Annotated in this window: 14 protein-coding genes and 1 pseudogene; 9 read left to right on the forward strand and 6 right to left on the reverse strand. The window is 71.8% G+C overall.

The window, feature by feature from the left end:
• The first annotated feature begins 10 nt into the window (after positions 1-10).
• From ACZ619_RS37940 to ACZ619_RS37950, 3 genes are read left to right on the forward strand one after another with little or no spacing between them, the layout of a single operon-like run.
• On the forward strand, positions 11-910 hold the full coding sequence (locus ACZ619_RS37940) for a dihydrodipicolinate synthase family protein (RefSeq protein WP_469609132.1): 900 nt from the start codon (positions 11-13) through the stop codon (positions 908-910).
• 28 nt (positions 911-938) lie between these two features.
• Positions 939-1,940 (forward strand): proline racemase family protein, encoded by a 1,002-nt coding sequence (locus ACZ619_RS37945; RefSeq protein WP_469609135.1) that lies wholly within the window; start codon positions 939-941, stop codon positions 1,938-1,940.
• A 30-nt stretch (positions 1,941-1,970) separates the two neighbouring features.
• A complete protein-coding gene (locus ACZ619_RS37950; RefSeq protein ID WP_469609138.1) occupies positions 1,971-2,675 on the forward strand; it encodes a GntR family transcriptional regulator in 705 nt (234 codons plus the stop codon).
• A 231-nt stretch (positions 2,676-2,906) separates the two neighbouring features.
• On the opposite strand, the gene ACZ619_RS37955 is transcribed toward ACZ619_RS37950, so the two are convergent.
• A complete protein-coding gene (locus ACZ619_RS37955; protein WP_469609141.1) occupies positions 2,907-3,929 on the reverse strand; it encodes a LacI family DNA-binding transcriptional regulator in 1,023 nt (340 codons plus the stop codon).
• 289 nt (positions 3,930-4,218) lie between these two features.
• On the opposite strand from ACZ619_RS37955, the gene ACZ619_RS37960 reads away from it, so the two are divergent.
• The 6 genes from ACZ619_RS37960 (at position 4,219) to ACZ619_RS37985 (ending at position 12,614) form a co-directional block, all read left to right on the forward strand.
• Positions 4,219-6,150: a glycoside hydrolase family 127 protein gene (locus ACZ619_RS37960; protein ID WP_469609142.1), complete on the forward strand. Its 1,932-nt coding sequence runs from the start codon at positions 4,219-4,221 to the stop codon at positions 6,148-6,150.
• A gap of 32 nt (positions 6,151-6,182) precedes the next feature.
• Positions 6,183-7,421, forward strand: coding sequence for a sugar ABC transporter substrate-binding protein (locus ACZ619_RS37965; protein ID WP_469609145.1), 1,239 nt, complete (start codon positions 6,183-6,185; stop codon positions 7,419-7,421).
• A 7-nt stretch (positions 7,422-7,428) separates the two neighbouring features.
• Positions 7,429-8,388 (forward strand): carbohydrate ABC transporter permease, encoded by a 960-nt coding sequence (locus tag ACZ619_RS37970; RefSeq protein ID WP_469609148.1) that lies wholly within the window; start codon positions 7,429-7,431, stop codon positions 8,386-8,388.
• 44 nt (positions 8,389-8,432) lie between these two features.
• Positions 8,433-9,194 (forward strand): carbohydrate ABC transporter permease, encoded by a 762-nt coding sequence (locus tag ACZ619_RS37975; RefSeq protein WP_469609303.1) that lies wholly within the window; start codon positions 8,433-8,435, stop codon positions 9,192-9,194.
• A gap of 37 nt (positions 9,195-9,231) precedes the next feature.
• Complete coding sequence (locus ACZ619_RS37980; RefSeq protein ID WP_469609150.1) at positions 9,232-10,977, forward strand: RICIN domain-containing protein; 1,746 nt, start codon at positions 9,232-9,234, stop codon at positions 10,975-10,977.
• A gap of 671 nt (positions 10,978-11,648) precedes the next feature.
• Positions 11,649-12,614 carry a pirin family protein gene (locus ACZ619_RS37985; RefSeq protein WP_469609153.1) on the forward strand — a complete coding sequence of 322 codons (966 nt, stop codon included), beginning with the start codon at positions 11,649-11,651 and terminating at the stop codon, positions 12,612-12,614.
• 436 nt (positions 12,615-13,050) lie between these two features.
• On the opposite strand, the gene ACZ619_RS37990 is transcribed toward ACZ619_RS37985, so the two are convergent.
• From ACZ619_RS37990 to ACZ619_RS38010, 5 genes and pseudogenes are all read right to left on the reverse strand, one after another.
• On the reverse strand, positions 13,051-13,236 hold the full coding sequence (locus tag ACZ619_RS37990; RefSeq protein WP_469609156.1) for a hypothetical protein: 186 nt from the start codon (positions 13,234-13,236) through the stop codon (positions 13,051-13,053).
• Positions 13,237-13,279: 43 nt separating this feature from the next.
• Positions 13,280-14,100: pseudogene (locus ACZ619_RS37995) on the reverse strand (transposase); the annotation flags it as partial.
• Positions 14,101-14,715: 615 nt separating this feature from the next.
• Positions 14,716-15,072: a hypothetical protein gene (locus ACZ619_RS38000; protein ID WP_469609158.1), complete on the reverse strand. Its 357-nt coding sequence runs from the start codon at positions 15,070-15,072 to the stop codon at positions 14,716-14,718.
• Positions 15,073-15,436: 364 nt separating this feature from the next.
• Complete coding sequence (locus tag ACZ619_RS38005; protein WP_469609161.1) at positions 15,437-17,362, reverse strand: ABC transporter ATP-binding protein; 1,926 nt, start codon at positions 17,360-17,362, stop codon at positions 15,437-15,439.
• Positions 17,359-19,290: an ABC transporter transmembrane domain-containing protein gene (locus tag ACZ619_RS38010; RefSeq protein WP_469609163.1), complete on the reverse strand. Its 1,932-nt coding sequence runs from the start codon at positions 19,288-19,290 to the stop codon at positions 17,359-17,361. The genes ACZ619_RS38005 and ACZ619_RS38010 overlap by 4 nt, the downstream gene beginning before the upstream one ends.
• Positions 19,291-19,359: the final 69 nt, after the last annotated feature.

The following is a 19,359-nucleotide window of genomic DNA, read 5'->3' on the forward strand; positions in this document are numbered from 1 at the left end:
AGGGAACCCCATGCCCACCACCTCACACTCCCACCCCTGGCGCGGCGTCCTGGTAGCCACCGCCCTCCCGCTCACCGACGCTCTCTGCGTCGACTACGACAGGTTTGCGGAGCACTGTTCCTGGCTGGTCGAGAACGGCTGTGACGGTGTCGTGCCGAACGGCTCGCTCGGCGAGTACCAGGTGCTGACGCCGGAGGAGCGGGCCAGGGTCGTGGAGACCGCGGTCGCCGCGATCGGCGGGGCTCGGGTGATGCCAGGGGTCGCCGCCTACGGCTCGGCGGAGGCGCGCCGTAGGGCCGAGCAGGCGCGGGACGCCGGGTGTCAGGCCGTGATGCTGCTGCCGCCCAACGCCTACCGTGCCGACGAGCGTTCGGTGCTGGCGCACTACGCGGAGGTGGCGAAGGCAGGTGTGCCGGTGGTGGCGTACAACAATCCGATCGACACCAAGGTCGACCTCGTGCCGGAGTTGCTGGCGAAGCTGCACGGCGAGGGGTACATCCGTGCCGTCAAGGAGTTCTCGGGTGACGTCCGCCGTGCGTACCGGCTTGCCGAACTCGCTCCGGATCTGGACCTGTTGATCGGTGCGGACGATGTGCTGCTGGAGCTCGCGATCGGGGGTGCCAAGGGCTGGGTGGCCGGCTACCCGAACGCGCTGCCGGCCGCGTCGGTCGAGCTGTACCACGCGGCGGTGGACGGGGACCTGGACACCGCCAAGCGGCTGTACGAGCAGTTGCATCCGTTGCTGCGCTGGGACTCGAAGGTCGAGTTCGTGCAGGCGATCAAGTTGTCGATGGACATCGTCGGCCGGCACGGCGGGCGTTGCCGGCCGCCGCGGGTGCCGTTGCTGCCCGAGCAGGAGGCCGTGGTCCGCGCGGCCACCGAGAAGGCCGTCGCGGCCGGACTGGCTTGAGGGATACCGCCCGACCACCAGGAGTGTCATGCGCAGCAAACTCGTCCTGCACGCCGTCGACTCGCACACCGAGGGCATGCCCACCCGTGTGATCACCGGCGGGATCGGGACCATTCCCGGCGCGACCATGAACGAGCGGCGGCTGTACTTCCGTGAACACCGAGACGACATCAAGCAGTTGCTGATGAACGAGCCGCGTGGGCACTCCGCGATGAGCGGGGCGGTCCTGCAGCCGCCGAGCCGCCCGGACTGCGACTGGGGGGTGGTCTACATCGAGGTCTCCGGCTATCTGCCGATGTGCGGGCACGGCACGATCGGTGTGGCGACCGTGCTCGTGGAGACGGGGATGGTGGAGGTGGTCGAGCCCGTGACCACGATCCGGCTGGACACGCCGGCCGGCCTGGTGGTCGCCGAGGTGGCGGTGGAGGACGGTGCGGCGAGGAACGTCACGCTGCGGAACGTGCCGTCCTTCGCCGTCGGACTCGACCGCAGGATCACCCTCGCCGACGGGCGGAGCGTGACATATGACATGGCATACGGCGGCAACTTCTACGCCATCCTCCCCCTCGAAGAATTCGGCCTCCCCTTCGACCGCACCCGAAAGGACGACATTCTCGCCGCTGGCCTGTCCCTCATGGAGGCGATCAACGCCGAGTCGGAACCGGTGCATCCCGAGGACCCGTCCATCCGCGGCTGTCATCACGTCCATCTGATCGCGCCCGGTGCCACGGCCCGTCTGTCGCGGCATGCGATGGCCATCCATCCGGGCTGGTTCGACCGCTCCCCCTGCGGTACGGGCACCAGTGCGCGTATGGCCCAGCTGCACGCGCGTGGTGAACTGCCGCTGGACACCGAGTTCGTGAACGAGTCGTTCATCGGTACCCGCTTCACCGGACGGCTCCTGGGCACCACCGAGGTCGCCGGGATCCCGGCGGTCCTGCCGAGCTTCACCGGGCGAGCCTGGATCACCGGGACCGCGCAGTACCTGCTGGACCCCGACGATCCGTTCCCGGCGGGCTTCGTACTCTGATTCCTCCGTTTCTCTCCCAGGAGTTCCGTCATGGCCGACCAGCCCAGCCGTTCGCGTGCCGCCGATCCCGCCATTCCCTCGCTCGGCGGCCGGAAGCCCAACTTCCGGGAGCGGGTCGTGGACGTGCTGCGGGCTTCGCTGATCTCGGGTGAGCTGCGTCCCGGCACGGTGTACTCGGCGCCGGGGCTCGCGCCGCGGCTGGGGGTGTCGGTGACCCCGGTGCGTGAGGCCATGCTGGAGCTGGTGAAGGAGGGGCTGGTCGAGATCGTCCCGAACAAGGGGTTCCGGGTCCTGGCCGTGTCGGAGCGGGAGCTCGACGAGTACACGCATGTGCGGTCCCTGATCGAGATCCCGACGACCGTCGGGCTCACGGGCACCGTCGATCCGGCCGCTCTCAAGGCGCTGCGTCCGCTCGCGATGGAGATCGTCACCTCGGCGGTGAAGGGCGACCTGATCGCGTATGTCGAGGCCGACCTGAACTTCCATCTGGGGCTGCTGGCGCTGGCGGGCAATGCTCATCTCGTAGAGGTGGTGCGGGACTTGCGGCAGCGGTCCCGGTTGTACGGGCTGACGGCGCTGGTGGAGGCGGGGCGGCTGAAGGCCTCGGCCGAGGAGCATCTGGAGTTGCTCGACGCGCTGCTGGCCCGCGACGTGTACGCCGTCCGGGAGATCATGACCCGTCATCTCGGTCATGTCCGCGGCCTGTGGGCGGCCCACGGAGCGGAGCACTCCTGACAACCCCAGACCCCACCCCCCCAGGTGGTGGTCTCGGGTGAACTACGTTCCGAGGCCGGCGAGTTGGATGTCGTGGACTTGGGAGCCTGTGTCGAGGTCGGAGAAGGCGCAGGCGCCGTCGTTCCCGGTGGTCGTACGCGACAGGTCCGGTGCTCACGACGAGGGTGGTGGCCGGCAGCCGTCGGCGGAGGCGCTCAGGACGCACTCGTAAGGAGAGCCGGCGTCTCCCGTTCAGCTCGACTCGCGCACCACCAACTGGCAGGGCACCGTGTGCACTCCGGGTGCGGGCTCCGCGTCGATGGCCTGGAGCAGGCGTAGCGCGGCGATGCGGCCGATCTCGGCGAGGTTCATGTCGACGGTGGTGAGCGGGGGGCGGCAGGCGAGCGCCATCGTGTCCCAGTTGTCGTAGCCGACGACGGCGATGTCGCCGGGCACTTCCTTGCCGCGTTCCCGCAGCGCGTCGGCCACGCCGCGGGCGATCTGGTCGTTGCCGCAGAAGAACGCGTCCGTGTCCGGGGCGGTGCGCAGTACGGCGTCCGCCGCGCGCCGTCCCCAGGCTTCGCTCCACTCCCCGAAGTGCACGCGTGCGGTGGCGAGTCGGAGCCCGGCTCCGGCGAGGTGTTCGACGGCGTGCCGGGCGCGGTCGCGGGCGGCCTGGTGGTGTTCGGGTCCGGTGACATGGGCGACGCGGGTGCGGCCGGCGGCCAGCAGGTGCTCGACGGCGAGCCGGGCGCCGCCCCGGTCGTCGGTGACGACGGAGGTGTCGGCGGGGTCGGTCGAGGGGGAGAGCGCGTAGACGACGGGGATGGCCGGGTCGATGCCGGTGAGGGGCGGGCGGGGGTCGGTGCGGCGGCCGGTGACGATGATGCCGTCGACGCGCCGGTCGGTGAGGTTGCGCAGGTGGTGCTGTTCGCGGATGGCGTCGCCGCGGGTGTCGCAGAGCAGGACGGAGATCTTCCCGGCGCCGAGCGCGTCCTCGGCGCCGAGCAGTACGGGGGTGCTGAAGCGGCCGATGCCGTCCGTCGTCATGAGGCCGACGGTCCAGCTGCGTCCGCTGTGCAGGCTCTGCGCGTGCTGGTTGGGCCGGAACCCGAGCGCCTGGACGGCGTCCAGCACCCGTTGCCGGGTCTCCGGGCGCATCCGGCCGGCGCCGTTCAGCGCTTTGGACGCCGTGCCCACGCTGACGCCGGCGAGTGCGGCGACATCGGCGAGCCTGGCCCGGCCGGCGGGCGGGGAGCTGGGAGCAGAGGTCACGGGCAAACCTTTTCCTGGACGGTTCCTCGGCCGCGCCGTCGGCCTGTCGGCGACACAGCCGCCCCACATCGTCGCAGTCGTCCAGGTGAAGTGCCAGTCCTCCCGGGCAACTTGAAAAATCTGCGCCGGGCATCTTGACCCCTCTGCCCGGCTGCCCTGTACTTCTCGGCGAGAAAACGGTTGCGCAAAGTGGTTCCGCGCCACCTCGCGTCCCAAGTCCCAGACGGCGTTCGGTATTTCGGCACGGCCGGCGCCCGGGCACCCCGTCCCCTCCCCACCCCGGAGAGCCATGCCCCGCATCCGCTCCGTCCAGCTGCCCTCCCCCGTCGGCCCGGTCCGGCTCACGCCCGGCGCCCGTACCGCGCTGCGTCCGGCAGCCGTCTGTGTCGACGGCGGCTTCTGGCACGACCGGCGCCGGACCAACGCCCGGGTCTCCCTCCCCCAGGGCCCCGGTCTGCTGGAGTCCGCCGGCAATCTGCACAATCTGCGGCTGGCGGCCGGCACGGCCGACGGGGAGTTCCGGGGCGCGTACCCGTTCGTCGACACGGACGTCTACAAGTGGCTGGAGGCGGCCTCGTGGCAGCTCGGCCAGGACCCGGACGCGCCGCTGGCCGAGGACGTGGCGCGGATCGTCGCCCTGGTGGCCGCGGCCCAGCAGCCGGACGGGTACCTCAACACCTGGTTCCAGCTGGTGAAGGGCGGTGCGCGGTACCAGGACCTGCGCTGGGGGCACGAGTTGTACTGCGCGGGTCATCTGATCCAGGCCGCCGTGGCCCACCACCGTTCCACCGGCAGCTGCGAACTCCTGGACGTGGCACGGCGGTTCGCCGACCACATCGACTCGGTGTTCGGCCCGCCCGGCAGCGGGCGGCCCGTCGACGGCATCGACGGCCACCCGGAGGTGGAGACCGCCCTGGTGGAGCTGTACCGGGAGACCGGTGAGCGCCGCTACCTGGATCTGGCGGGCTACTTCGTGGACCGGCACGGCCACGGTCTGCTCGGCGGTGAGGCCTACTGCCAGGACCGCGTCCCGGTGCGCGAGGCGACGAACGTCGAGGGGCATGCCGTACGGCAGTTGTACCTGCTGGCGGGGGCCGCGGACCTGGCGGCGGAGACCGGGGACGCCGGACTGCGGTCGGCGGGCGAGCGGTTGTGGCGGGCCATGACGGCCACGAAGACCCATCTCACCGGCGGGCTGGGCGCCCATCACGACCAGGAGGACTTCGGGGACCCGTACGAACTCCCCAACGAGCGTGCCTACTGCGAGACCTGCGCCGCGATCGCCTCGGTGCAGTGGAGCTGGCGGCTGGCCCTGCTCACCGGTGAGGCCCGCTACTCCGACCTGATCGAGCGCACCCTCTACAACGGTTTCCTGGCCGGGGTCTCGCTGGACGGGGAGCGGTGGCTGTACGTCAACCCGCTCCAGGTCCGCGACGGTCACACCGACACCGGCGGGGACCAGTCGGCCCGCCGCACCCGCTGGTTCCGGTGCGCCTGCTGCCCGCCGAACGTGATGCGGCTGCTGGCGAGTCTGGAGCACTACCTGGCGTCGAGCGACGAACAGGGCCTGCAGATCCACCAGTTCGTGACCGGTGTGTACGAGACCGACCGGGTGCGGGTGCGTGCCGAGACCGACTATCCGTGGCACGGCGGCATCGCGCTCACCGTCGAGGAGACGCCGACCGGCGAGCCCTGGACGCTGTCGCTGCGCGTCCCGCAGTGGTGCCGCGAGTTCCGGGTGCGGTGCGGGGAGCAGGCGTACGACCAGTCCGACGCCCCGGTCGAGGAGGGCTGGCTGCGGCTGACGCGTACCTGGGAGCCGGGTGACCGGGTCCTGCTGGAACTGGGCCTGGAGCCCCGGCTGACCAGCGCCGACCCTCGGGTGGACGCCGTGCGTGGCTGTGTGGCGATCGAGCGCGGGCCGCTGGTGCACTGCCTGGAGCAGGCCGACCATCCGGGCGGCGGTCTGGACGGCGTCGTCCTCGACCCGTCCCGTCCGCTCGCCGTCAAGCACCGTCCGGACCTGCTCGGCGGCGTCACCACCGTGGTGGCCGCCGGACGGCGGCGGCCGGTCGCCGACCGGGGCTGGTGGCCGTACGCCTCCGCGGGCGGCGCGCAGGCCGAACCCGAGGGCGAGCCGGTCGAGTTGACGGCGATCCCGTACGCCGTCTGGGCCAACCGCGAGGACGGCAGCATGCGCGTCTGGCTCCCCACCTCCTGAAACACCCCGTCCTACGACAACGAGGTCACCCCGTGATACCCACCCGCCGTACCCTCCTGGCCGTCGCCGTCGCGACCCTTCTCCCGCTCACCGCCTGCGGTGGCGGTTCCGGCTCCTCGGGATCGTCGTCCTCGGCCGGCGGGACGTACACCTTCTGGGACCCGTACCCGCAGTTCGACGCCTCCTCGGACTGGGGCAGGCGGGTCGCCGCGTGCGGCACCGCGGCCGGGGTGAAGCTCAAGCGGACCGCGTACGACACCAGCGACCTGGGCAACAAGGCGCTGCTGGCCGCGCAGCAGGGCAACGCGCCGGACGTGATGCTGGTCGACAACCCGGTCGTCTCCACGCTGGTGGAGGCCGGGATCCTCAACAGGACGGGTGACCTCGGGCTGGACACCGCGTCGGTCCAGAAGAACATCATCGGCGCCGGCACGATCGAGGGCGCCTCCTACGGCGTGCCGATCGGTGCCAACACCCTCGCGCTCTACTACAACAAGAAGATCCTCGCCGCGGCCGGTGTCGACCCCACTGCCGTCAGGGACTGGGCGTCGCTGACGGCCGCGCTGAAGAAGGTGAAGGCGGCCGGGAAGAAGGGGATCACCTTCTCGGCGATCAACACGGAGGAGGGCAGCTTCCAGTTCCTGCCCTGGTTCTGGGGCGCGGGCGGCGACCTCACGAAGCTCGACTCCGCCGAGGGAGTCGCCGCGCTGTCGCTGTGGAAGCAGTGGGTGCAGGCGGGATACGCGCCGAAGGACGTGCTCCAGAACACGCAGACCACCAGCTGGCAGGAGTTCGCCACCGGGGACTACGCGTTCGGCGAGAACGGCACCTGGCAGCTCGGCAACGCCGACAAGGCCGGTTTCGGGTACGGAGTCATCAACATCCCGGCGAGAGAGGGCGGTTCGGCGCCGGTGCCGACGGGCGGCGAGTTCGTGACCGTACCCGTGCAGAAGGACACCTCGCGCTACGGCGTCAGCAAGAAGATCGTCGGCTGTCTGACCAGCGCCACGAACCTGCTGGCCACCGACACCACGCTCATGTACGTGGCGCCCACCACCGCGGTGCAGAGCGAACAGGTGAGGAAGAACGCGGAGTTGAAGCCATGGGTGGCGGCGGTCGCGGCGGCCCGGGGCCGGACCAGCGGCGGGCTCGGCACCAAGTACCCGACGATCTCGCAGCCGATGTGGACGGCGGTGCAGGCGGCGCTGTCCGGCGGCAAGAGCCCGCAGGACGCCCTGGCCACCGCGCAGTCCAGCGCTCAGAAGGGCTAGGACCGGCATGACCATCGCCCGGGTCGACCGGCCGCGGCGGGCACCGGCCGCCGCGGCGGGGGCGGGCACGGCCGGCGCCCGCTCGGTGCGCCGCAGGCGCCGGCTGACCGCGCTCGCCTTCGTGACACCGCTGCTCGCCTACCTCGCCGCCTTCTACGTCCTGCCTCTCTACCGCAACCTGGACCTGAGCCTGCGCGACTACACCGTGCGCTCCTTCGTCGCGGGTGACGCGCCCTTCTCCGGCTGGGACAACTTCCGTACGGTGCTGGACGATCCGGCCTTCGGCCCGGCGATGCGGCACACGATGGTCTTCACCTTCGTGTCGATCGTCTTCCAGTACGCGATCGGGCTGGCCCTCGCGGTCTTCTTCAACCGGCACTTCCGGCTGTCGACCGTGCTGCGGGCGCTGTTCCTGATCCCGTGGCTGCTGCCGCTGATCGTGTCGGCGTCGACGTGGTCGTGGATGTTCAACAGCGAGTCGGGGGTGGTGAACTACTTCCTGCACTTCCTCGGGGCCGACCCGGTCGGCTGGCTCACCTCGCCCCACTGGGCGCTGACCGCGGTGATCGTCGCCAACATCTGGATCGGCATCCCGTTCAACCTGGTCATCCTCTACAGCGGGCTGCAGAACATCCCCGGCGAGCTGTACGAGGCGGCGGCCCTGGACGGGGCGGGCGGCTGGCAGCGGTTCCGGCGGATCACCTTCCCGCTGCTGCGCCCGGTGTCCGCGATCACGCTGCTGCTCGGCCTCGTCTACACCCTCAAGGTGTTCGACCTGATCTGGATCATGACCAAGGGCGGTCCGGACGACGCCTCCACCACCCTGGCCACCTGGTCGTACCAGCTGGGCTTCGGCACGCTGCTGCCCAGGTTCGGGCCCGGCGCGGCCGTCGGCAACATCCTGATCCTCATCGCGCTGGTCTTCGGACTCCTTTACGTACGCGTCCAGAGGAGGCGGGAGGCGTGAAGTCACGCGGCTGCACCCTGATCGGGCTCGTCCTCACCGCGCTGATGCTGTTCCCGGTGTACTGGATGCTGAACGTGTCCCTCACCCCGCAGCGGGACATGCGCAAGGACCCGCCGGACCTGCTTCCGCTGCACCCGACGTTCGAGGGCTACCGGGCCGTCCTGCACGACCAGCTCCCCTACCTGGGCACCAGCCTGCTGATCGGCCTCGGCACCGTCGCCCTCACCCTGGTCGTGTCCGCCCCGGCCGGCTTCTCCCTGGCCAGGCTGCGGCCACGCGGCGGCGGCGTGCTCGGACTCGCCCTGCTCGTCGCGCAGATGATCCCGGGCATCGTCATGGCGATGGGTTTCTACGGCGTCTTCCTGGACCTCGGTCTGCTCAACTCCTGGTGGGGACTGATCGTCGCGGACTCCACCATCGCCGTGCCGTTCGGCGTCATGATCTTCACCGCGTTCATGTCGGGCATCCCCGGCGAACTGCTGGCGGCCGCGCGGATCGACGGCGCCGGCACCTGGCGCACCTTCCGCTCGGTCGTCCTCCCGCTGAGCCGCAACGCGATCGTCACCGTCTCGCTGTTCGGCTTCCTGTGGGCCTGGTCCGACTTCGTCTTCGCCAACACCCTCGACGGAGGCGGCAGCTGGAAGCCGATCACCCTCGGCATCTACAAGTACATCGGCAACAACAACCAGGAGTGGAACGCGATCATGGCCACCGCCGTCGTCGCGTCGATCCCGGCGGCCGTCCTCCTGGTCCTCGCCCAGCGCTACGTGGCCGCGGGCGTCACCGCGGGCGCGGTGAAGGACTGAACCCCCAACTCCCCCATCCGCTGAGGAGATCCATGCCATGAGCCGCATCATCCCCGCACCCGCCGTCAGAGCCGCGCTCGGTGCCGCGGCCCTCACCGCGGCCGTCCTCGGTCCCGCCTCTCCCGCCCAGGCCGCGCCCACCTCCGCCACCACCCTGGTGGTCAGCGCCAACCAGACGCTGCGCTCGGTCACCCACGTCGCCTCGGGCAGCCTGTACGGCCTGGACACCGCGAGCGTCCCGGCGGACAGCCTGGTCGAGCCGCTGAAGCCGAACACCTTCGTCCAGATGGCGCCCGGCGGCAGCCAGCTGCCCAACGGCGAGTCCAGCCCCGGCGGTGACGCCCTCGTGGTCGCCCCCGAGGCCGCGAAGGCCGGCGCCAAGATCGTCGTACGCATGCCGGACTGGTACCCCGACTTCCCCTACCAGTGGGTGAGTTGGAGCGACTGGCTGTCGGCCGTGGACAAGCAGGTCGCCTCGGTGAAGTCGTCCGGGACCACCACGGTCGCCGCCTACGAGCTGTGGAACGAGCCCGACTGGACCTGGAACACCTCGGCGGCCGGCAGCTTCGACTCCGGGTGGGCGACGACGTACAAGGAGGTCCGCGCCAAGGACTCCACCACCCCTATCCAGGGCCCGAGTTACTCGGCGTGGAACCAGAGCTGGATGAGCACCTTCCTCACCGACGCGAAGGCCTCCGGCACGGTCCCGGACATCATCTCCTGGCACGAACTGCAGGGTTCGCAGGACATCGCCGCCCATGTCGCCGCGTACCGCGCCCTGGAGGCCGGCCTCGGCATCAGCGCCCGCCCGATCGCCATCGAGGAGTACGGCACGACCGGTGAGGTCGGAGTCCCCGGGCCGCTCGCCAGCTATGTCGCCAAGTTCGAGCGGGCCGGGGTCCATGACGCCGAACTCGCCTTCTGGAACCACTACGGCACCCTCGGCGACACCCTCACCGACACCGGCGGATCGCCCAACGGCGCCTACTGGCTGTACAAGTGGTACGGCGACATGTCGGGGAACATGGTGGTGACCACGCCCCCGGCGCAGACCGGCATCGACGGTTTCGCCTCCCTCAACGGCGCGGGCAACCAGATCAGCGTGGTCGCCGGCGGCTGCACCGGATCGTGCGCCGTCACCGTCAACGGGCTGTCGTCGCTGTCGGCGTTCGGCTCCACGGTGCACGTCAAGCTGGAGTACACGCCGTCCAAGGGCCGTACGACGGCGGTCTCCGGGCCGGTCACCGTCTCGGACACCGACTACACCGTCAGCGGCGGCTCGATCACCGTACCGGTGACGATGAACGCCTCCGACGGCTACCGGCTGACCGTCACCCCGAGCGGGACCGCCGCCTCGCTGGCCGGCCGCTACCAGATCACCAACAAGAACAGCGGCCTCGCCCTGGACACCAGCGGCGCGGGCACCGCCCAGGGCACCGCCGTCGTACAGGCCACCTCCGGCACGGGCACCGACCAGAACTGGACCCTGGTCGCGGCGGGCAGCGGCCTCTACAAGATCCAGCAGCAGTCGAGCGGGCTGCTCCTCGGCATCACGAACATGAGCACCAGTGACGGCGGCACCGCTCTGATCTGGGCCGACAACGGCACCGCCGACCACCTCTGGCAGCTGATCCCGTCCGGGGACGGCTACTACAAGATCGCCAGCTACAACAGCGGGCTGCTGCTCGGGGTGAACGGCATGAGCACCTCGTCCGGCGCCCAGGTCCTCCAGTGGGACGACAACGGCACCGCCGACCACCTGTGGAAGCTGACGGCGCGCTGACCGTCGTGACGCGAGGGTGCTCCCCGTCCGCCTCGGACGGGGAACACCCTCTGTTCCCGTTCCTGTTCCCGTTCCTGTTCCCGTTCCTGTTCCCGTTCCCGGGCCTGGTCGAGGGCCAGTCGAGGGCTTCGGTGAGGGCCTTGGTCGCTTCCTCCGTCGTCGCCGTGCCGCCGACGTCGCGGGTGAGGACGCCGCCCGCGGCCGTCCGCTCGCCGTCCGCTCGCCGGCCCTCGCCAGCCCTCGCCAGCCGGGCAGCCTGGTCGGGCAGGCCGGTCGGGCAGGCTGAAGTGGTCCCGTATCAGGGCCGCGCTGCCGGCCGCGCCGATCGGGTTGGCCAGGCCCTTGGCCCTCGATGTCCGGCGCGGAGCCGTGCACCGGCTCGAACATGCCCGTCCACGGCCGGGAACCGATGTCCCGTAGAGCCCTGCCCTGTCGATCCACAGCGGAAGGGACACGCCCGGCCGCGCTTTCGCGGAAGTTCGCTCAAGGCCCCGGCCCCTCGCCGATGTCGCGGCCGCGGCCGCTGCGCAGGTCCGTCCGGTGCAGGCCAGGCCGGCGCCGGACCTCCGCTGGGCCACCTGCCGACCGGCCTTCGACAACGTGAGGGACGGATTCCGCACGACGGGCAGACCGTTCGGCAACCGGGACCCGGGGCCGCTAGGTTGTCCGGCATGAGCAACCTTGACCGCGCACCCGTTCCGAGCGTGTGCGGCGGCCGCGGATTCGTCGTCGCCGAACCCGTCCGCGAGCTGCTGAGCCCCCGCCACGTGAAACTCGGCGAGTCGACCGAGGTGCGCCGGCTGCTGCCGAACCTCGGCCGTCGCATGATCGGTGCCTGGGCGTTCGTCGACCACTACGGCCCCGACGACATCGCCGACGAGCCCGGGATGCAGGTCCCGCCGCATCCGCACATCGGGCTCCAGACGGTCAGCTGGCTGCACCAGGGCGAGGTGCTGCACCGCGACTCCACCGGCAGCCTGCAGACGATCCGCCCGCGCGAGCTGGGGCTGATGACGTCGGGCCGGGCGATCAGCCACTCGGAGGAGAGCCCGAGGTCACACGCCCGGTACCTGCACGGCGCCCAGCTCTGGGTGGCTCTGCCGGACTCCGACCGGCACACGGACCCGCGGTTCGAACACCACCCCGACCTGCCGACGGTCACGGCCCCCGGCCTCACCGCCACAGTCGTCCTCGGCACCCTCGACGGCGCGACGTCCCCCGGTACGACGTTCACGCCCATCGTCGGCGCGGACCTCTCCCTCGCCCAGGGCACCGACCTGAGCCTGCCGCTGGAGCCCGACTTCGAGTACGGCGTCCTCGCGATGTCCGGTGAGGTCCACGTGGACGGCGTACCGGTGCTCCCCGGCTCCATGCTCTACCTGGGCTGCGGCCGCTCCGAACTCCCCCTGCGCGCCGAGTCCGACGCGTCCGTCATGCTCCTCGGCGGCGAGCCGTTCGAGGAGGAGCTGATCATGTGGTGGAACTTCATCGCCCGCTCCCAGGAGGAGATCGTACAGGCCCGGGAGGACTGGGCCAATAGCTCTCGGTTTGGCGAGGTAAAGGGCTACGACGGGGATCCGCTCCGCGCACCGACCCTGCCCGAGACCCCCCTCAAGCCACGAGGGCGAACCCGATGACCAGGCAAGATTCAGTTTTCCGGCTTCAGCCCCTTGGAACGAACCGCCCATCCGCCTCACTGTGACGTTCACTGACGCAAGCCCCTCGGAGGCCGCTGCACCAGCACCTCGAAGGGGCTTGCCGATGCCAGGGTGTGGGCATCTGTGGGCAGCTTTGCCAGAACGAATGCTGACCCAATGCTGACTTTACTGACGAGTAGTCAGTTTCTCGAGATGCGATGAGCTCACTCTGCTGAAGATGGCCCACGGATACCTGCGCGATGACGCGACCATCCGACACGTGTGCTGATCGCGCGGGCTTCGAGCATGGCACCCGATCATCGAGCCGCCAGACGGCCCGTTGTGCACTTTCGACAGAGTCCTCCGTGCCACAACAAGCGCAGCGCAAGGTGTCGCTCCTCAGGACTGTCAATCCCCTCGAATCGTGGAGACCTTTCTATGCAGCCAGCCCCTTGTTGAGGTCGGCCCAGTAGTCGTGTTCGTAGCTGATCGGGCACTTGAAGCCACACACGCTGTGTAGCCGTCGAGCGTTGCAGAAGGCCGTGCTCCAGGTCGCGATCCGGATCCGGGCCGCCGCACGGGTGGTGAAGGTGCGCCGGTGGACGTACTCGACCTTGAGCACACTGTTGAACGCCTCGCTGACGGCGTTGATGCCCCTATGGATGTCAAGCGGCGTCTTGGGCTGGTCCCGTGCGGTCTGACACGGTGGTCTTGGGGACGATGATTTGGTAGATCTCGCGTGCGACGTACCGCTTGAGGCAGCGGATGATCTCGCGACGCGTCCTGCCCTCCGCGAGGCGCCGCCGCATGTACTCCTGGGAACGTTCCTCCCAGCGCAGGCGGCTGAGGACGATGCGGAAGATTGCTGCGTTGGCCTGGCGGTCGCCGCCTCGGATGAGTCTGCGACGCTGGGTCTTGCCGGAGCCTCGACCGGGCTGGTGCCGCACAAGGCCGCGAAGGACGTCTCGCTGCCGAGGCGTCCGGGGTTGTCACGAGCGGCGATGAGCAGGGTTGCGGCACTGTCCGGGCCGACGCCGTTCACCTAGAGCAGGGCAGGGACGCTCGCAGTGACAGCTTCGGCTATCCGCTTGGTGAGGTCGTTGATCTCCTCGGTCAGACTCTGGATGCGGCGGGCCAGCAGTCTCAGAGTGTGACGCGCGGCGTCTGCCGGCCGGGAGATCTCCGATTCCGCGAAGGCGGCACACTGTTGGAACAGCTTCGGGTTGCTCAGCCCGGCCAGGGACTCGCGGAGTTCGGCGTCAGCGCAGATCAGGACGCTCTTGAGCTGGTTGATGGCCTGGGTGCGGGACTTGACCGCGGAGCTCTTGGCCAGCTTGAACAGCCGCAGCATCTCCACCGGGCCGTCGCCCGTCCTGGCTGTGGCAGTGGCCCGGCCGGACAGCACGGCGCGGGCGGCGGCCTCGGCATCGATGGCGTCGGTCTTGCCGTGACGTCGGCGGGCGGCCTTGTCGGGCTGATTGCCTCCGGCTACGCGAACTCGGGCGTGACCACCGCCTACGACGCGGACCAGATCGAACTCGTCCGCAGCCGGATCGACCGCGCACCCCGGTGCCCCGCTCCCGGCACCTGTCCGGCGGGAGCGACGGCGCCGCGCCGCCCCCGCTCCCGCGCGCGGGAGTCCCCGGGGCGGCGGTCCGGCGTCTGCCGCGGTCCTCGGATCGGCCGCCCTACCGGCTTGTGGCCGACGACCTGCGCCGCCAGATCCTCACCGGGCACCTGGCCCTCGGCGATCAGGTGCCGCCCTCCCGGGTCCTCCAGGAGACCTGACGCATCGCCGGCATGACGGCCCGGTCCGCTGTGCGCGTCCTGCGGGACGAAGGACTCGTCCACACCGGGCGCGGCCGGGGAACCTTCGTCGCCGACCGCCTCCCGGCCCCCGCCGGCCCCGGTGCCGGACCTGCGGCCCGCACGCGGTCCCGCATGCCCACGGACGAATACACCGAACCCACCCGCCGCGCCGACGAACTCACCGACACCCTGCTGCGCCTGCTCGGACAGGTCGGCAGCCTCCGCCGCCGGGGGACGCGCGGTCCGGAGCGGGGTAGAACGGATACCGGGCGTCCTTCACCGCAGGGCCCCGCTACTCCGCCAGGCGCTGGCCCATGTGGGGCTTTCGGCGTCGTGACGCGCACGACCCCGGCGGCCACCCGGCCGCGGCCTCCAGGGTGATCGCTCCGGTGTAGGTGCGGCCCGCCTCGATCGGGGTGGCCTCGCCGTCCACGGTCAGGGAGCCGGCGGTGACGGTGGCGTACTCACCGATGGTCAGACCGCTCAGGTACGAGGTGCCGGTGACGTTCCACCGAGCGTCTCCGGCGAGGGCGACGATCACGCCGTTGTTGACGGTGGGCGTCGCGGTGTTGGTGACCTCGCTGATCTCCAGGTACTCGGCCGCGCTGATCACCGGGACGCGGTGACGGGCCAGGGAGGACGAGATCACCCTCGACACCTGCACCCGCACCCTGACCAACGAGCCCCTGCCGGTCTCGAACGAGGAGGGCAGCTGGCGATAGGCCTGCCCCGTCGGCCGGTGCCCGCGCAGGGGATCCGCAGCCGTGCGGATCCCTCGCGGGAGTACGACGCCGCACGCGCCCCGCTCTCCCGGCGCGTGCTGCGGAGAGGTGGGGGGCCGACCACGCCCCGCGGGCCGTGCCGAGGCGGACGACGGACGACGGGGCGGACTCAGGCGCCGGACGGCCTCGGTGTCCGCCCCGGCGCCCTGGTCCGCGACCGTCTCCGGCCGGGGACGGCACCCCGTACGACAGCGTGCGGCTGGTCGCCGCCCCCGGGGACCCCTCGTCGGCTCACGCCGTCCCCCCGGGCCGCTCCCGCCCCGTGCCGTTCGGGCCCGGGTCCGTCTGCACGGGCGCTCCCGACCAGGCGTGCCAGAGCCGGGCGTAGGTGCCGCCGGAGGCGAGGAGCCGGCGGTGGCTGCCCTGTTCGGTGACCCGGCCGGCGTCCATGACGAGCACGACGTCGGCCGTCGCGGCCTGGTTGAGCCGGTGGGCGACGGTCACGGAGGACCGGCCGGCGAGCACCGCCGCGGCGGCCCGGTCCAGCGTCCGGGCGGCGTCGCTGCCCGCCTCGGCGGTGGCCTCGTCCAGGATCACCACGGGCGGGTCGAGCAAGAGCACCCGGGCGAGGGCGAGTTGCTGGGCCTGGCCGTCGGTGAGGAGGTGTCCGCCGCCGCCGACCGGGGTGTCGATGCCGTCGTCCAGCGCGCCGACCCAGGTGTGCGCGCCGACCGAAGCGAGTGCCGCGTACAGCTCGGCGTCCCCGGCCCCGGGGGCGACGAGCCGCAGGTTGTCGGCGACCGAACCGGCGAAGACATGGGTCTCCTGTGTGACCAGGGCGATGTGCCGTTGCGGTGTGTCCAGTTCGCCGAGCGGTACGCCGCCGAGGCTGACCGTTCCCTCGTCCGGCTGCCGGAGGCCGGCCAGCAGCGAGGCGAGGGTGGACTTGCCGGAACCCGTGGCGCCGACGACGGCCAGGTGCTGTCCGGGCTCCACCCGGAGCGCGACGTCGACCAGCACGTCCGGGCCTGCGCCGTAGCCGAAGCGGATGCCCTGCGCGGCGAGCCGCGCGAGAGGACGGTGGCGGGGTGCGGTCGGCGCGGTGGACGGCGCCGTGGACGGCGCGGTCGGCGCGGTCTGCGCCGTGGACGGCGCGGTCGCCGGCGCGGTCGGCGGCCGGGTGCCGACGCGCGGCTGTCCGTGGCGGGGATCGGTGATCCCGACCAGCCGGGTGAGGCCCACGCCGGCCTGCTGGACGCTGTCGAAGGCACCGAGGACCGTGTTGACCGGGTCGAACAGGCCGGCGAAGAACAGGGCGGCCGTGGTCGCCTCGCCGATCGTGGCGCGGCCGGCGCCGACCAGGAGGAACGCGACGAGCAGAATCGCGCCCAGGCCGGTGAACTCGGCGAGGTTGAGGCGGCCGTAGAAGCGGGTGGCGGCGCGGGTGGCGCGGAACTCGTATTCCATCGCGTCGGCGGAGGCGGCGGCGATGCGGGCCCGCCGGCTGCCGCCGAGCCGCAGGGCCCGCAGGGTGGGCAGGGCCGTGCAGGCCGTCAGGAGCGCCGAGGTGCGGCGGCCGTCGGCGATCCGGCCGGCCGCGTAGACCGGCCGTGAGGTGCGCAGGTACCAGCGCAGGGTGTGGATCTGGACCGGTACGGCGAGCAGTCCCGCCAGGGCGAAGCGCCAGTCCAGGGCGGCGAGGCCGGCCAGGGTGGAGAGGATCGCGAGACCGGAGGCGAGAAAGCTGCCGACGGCGCCGGACGCGGCGTCGGCCACCAGGTCGGCGTCCCCGGAGACGCGGGAGACCAGATCGCCGATGCCGGCGGACTCCACCGTATCGACGGGCAGTTCGACCGCCGCCGTCATGGCGTCCTCCCGCAGCCGGGCCACCGCCGGCAGGACGAGCCCGGCCAGCAGCGCCGTGGAGGCCCAGCCGAGTGCGGCGGCGCCCACCACGGCGGCGGCCAGCAGCGCGAGCGGGCCGGTGAGGGCGTGGACGGGGCGGTGGCCGGCGACGGCCTCGGTGATCCGCCCGATGGTGAACGGTCCGACGAGCCCGGCCAGGCTCTCGGCCACCATCACCACCGAGGTCGAGACCAGCAGGGTCCAACGGCCCCGCATGAGGGCGCGGAGGCGGGCGCGGGTCCGCGCTCCCGTCGCGACGGGCAGAAGTGTCCGCTCGCCGTGGCGTGCGCGGTCGGCGGTCGGCGTACTCATCGGCTCACCGCCTCGCGGTAGTCGTCGTCGCGCACGAGCACGGCGTGGCTGCCGGTGACGCTGCCGGCCGGGGTGAGGTGGATCACCTGGTCGCAGCGGGAGAGCCAGGCCGGGCTGGTGGTGACGACGAGGGTGGTCCGCCCCGAACGCAAGGTGCGGACGCGGTGGGCGATGGCGTCCTCGGTTGCGGCGTCTACGGCGGTGGTCGGGTCGTGGAGCACCAGCACCGGGGGCTCGGCGGCCAGCGCGCGGGCCAGGACGAGGCGCTGGCGCTGGCCGCCGGAGAGTGTCTCGCCCCGGTCCCCGACCGGCGTGCCCTCGCCGTGCCGTACGGCGCCGATCACCTGGTCCGCGAACGCGGCCCACGCGGCCCGCCCGACGGGTCCCGCCGCCGCCCCCGCCTCGGCCTCTGCCGCGGCCTCCGCCTCCGCCCCTGTCTCCTCTTCGGTCCCAGCCCCTGCTTCCGCACCGGCACTCTCCATGGCGCCCGCCGTCAGAGCGGCGAGGTTCTCCGCGATGGTGCCCGGCAGCAGCGGCGCGTCGTGATAGCCGACCAGGACCCGCCCACGCCACTCCTCCAGCGGCAGCCGGGCGCCGGCGACGCCGTCCAGCAGGACCGTGCCGGCCACCGGGTCCCGCTCGCGGGCCAGGAGCGGGGGAATCCGCGCCGCGACGACCGGGTCGCCGCACACGATCCCGGTCATCGTGCCCTTCCCCGCCAGGCCGTTCAGCTCGTACGGTGTCGGACCGCCGCGCTCTACGCCCTGATCCGTCGCCGTGGCCGGCCCTCCGAGTACGACCCGGACGAACTCCAGCCCGTCCGCGCCCGGCGTCCCGGCGGCCGGGTCCACGCCATCGGCGGCCGGGCCCGCGCCGTGGGTGTCAGGGGCAGGCGTCGGGGTGAGGGGGGCGTCCAGGACCTCCCGGACGCGCTCGGCGGAGGCCAGCGCACGGGCGCGTGCGGCGCCGGCCGCGGCCAGGGTCCGCATCGGGCCGGTCACGAACTGGGCCAGCCCGAGGGCGGAGACGAGCTGCCCCAGACCGAGACGCCCTTCCAGCGCGAGCCATCCGCCGACTCCGACGGCGACGACCAGCTGAAGGCCGGTGAGGAGGGAGCCGGCCGAGGAGAGCGCGGCCTGCGAGGAGACCGTGCGCCGTGCGGCGTGCACGGCGGACCGGCTGGCGTGCCGGTAACCGGCGGCGGCGTTGCGGTGGGCGCCGATGCCCCTGAGCACCCGCAGACCGCGCACGATGTCCTCGGCCAGGGTGGTGGCGTAGGCTGTCCGCCCCTGCTCGGCCCGGCTGCGCCGCCCGAGCGGGCGGGCCAGCGCACGCTGTGCCCCCAGTGTGGCGGCCGTACAGACGAGGACGACGGCGCCGAGCAGCGGGGAGAGCGCCAGCAGGATCCCGGTGGCGACGACGAGCACCACGGCGGCGGCGATCGCCGTCGCCAGCATCCCCGCGTAGGCGCCGACCCTGGCGGCGTCGCCGGTGGCCCTGCTCAGCAGGTCGCCCGGGGGGTTGTCCGGCGCGCCGGACGGCGCGAGGATCCGGTCGGTCAGCCACAGGCGCACCTGGTGGCCGCTGTGCTGCTTGGCCCTCATGCTCGCCCGCGCGCCGAGCCGGTAGGACATCGACAGGAACACGAAGTCCGTGGCGAGCACCGCCAGCCATCCGCCGATCGATGCCGCGGAACCGTGGTCGACGGCCTGGCCGATGGCCGCACCGATCACCACCGGCACCATCAACTCGCCGAGTTGATGGGTGCTGTAGAACACGGAGGCGAGCGCCAGGTCACGCCGGCGCGTTCGCAGTGCCTCCCGCAGCAGGTGCCGGGCCGAGCCGGCCGGAGCCCCGGGCCACGAGCGGCGCGAGGAGCGCGGGCCAGGCGGGGGCGGCGCGGGCAGGGCGAGGGTGGGAGCAGCCATCCGCTCACGTTAGGGTTACCTTACTAGTGACGTAAAGCCGTTAGGGCGCCAGGGAATTGTCCCTGCGCG

It is taken from the genome of Streptomyces sp. NPDC104367, from assembly GCF_055583825.1.

Bases quoted from the DNA above. Each gene is read 5' to 3' on its own strand.
- ACZ619_RS37940 (WP_469609132.1), top strand. From the start codon at position 11: ATGCCCACCACCTCACACTCCCACCCCTGGCGCGGCGTCCTGGTAGCC.
- ACZ619_RS37945 (WP_469609135.1), top strand. From the start codon at position 939: ATGCGCAGCAAACTCGTCCTGCACGCCGTCGACTCGCACACCGAGGGC.
- ACZ619_RS37950 (WP_469609138.1), top strand. From the start codon at position 1,971: ATGGCCGACCAGCCCAGCCGTTCGCGTGCCGCCGATCCCGCCATTCCC.
- ACZ619_RS37960 (WP_469609142.1), top strand. From the start codon at position 4,219: ATGCCCCGCATCCGCTCCGTCCAGCTGCCCTCCCCCGTCGGCCCGGTC.
- ACZ619_RS37970 (WP_469609148.1), top strand. From the start codon at position 7,429: ATGACCATCGCCCGGGTCGACCGGCCGCGGCGGGCACCGGCCGCCGCG.
- ACZ619_RS37975 (WP_469609303.1), top strand. From the start codon at position 8,433: ATGCTGTTCCCGGTGTACTGGATGCTGAACGTGTCCCTCACCCCGCAG.
- ACZ619_RS37980 (WP_469609150.1), top strand. From the start codon at position 9,232: ATGAGCCGCATCATCCCCGCACCCGCCGTCAGAGCCGCGCTCGGTGCC.
- ACZ619_RS37985 (WP_469609153.1), top strand. From the start codon at position 11,649: ATGAGCAACCTTGACCGCGCACCCGTTCCGAGCGTGTGCGGCGGCCGC.
- ACZ619_RS38005 (WP_469609161.1), bottom strand. From the start codon at position 17,362: ATGAGTACGCCGACCGCCGACCGCGCACGCCACGGCGAGCGGACACTT.
- ACZ619_RS38010 (WP_469609163.1), bottom strand. From the start codon at position 19,290: ATGGCTGCTCCCACCCTCGCCCTGCCCGCGCCGCCCCCGCCTGGCCCG.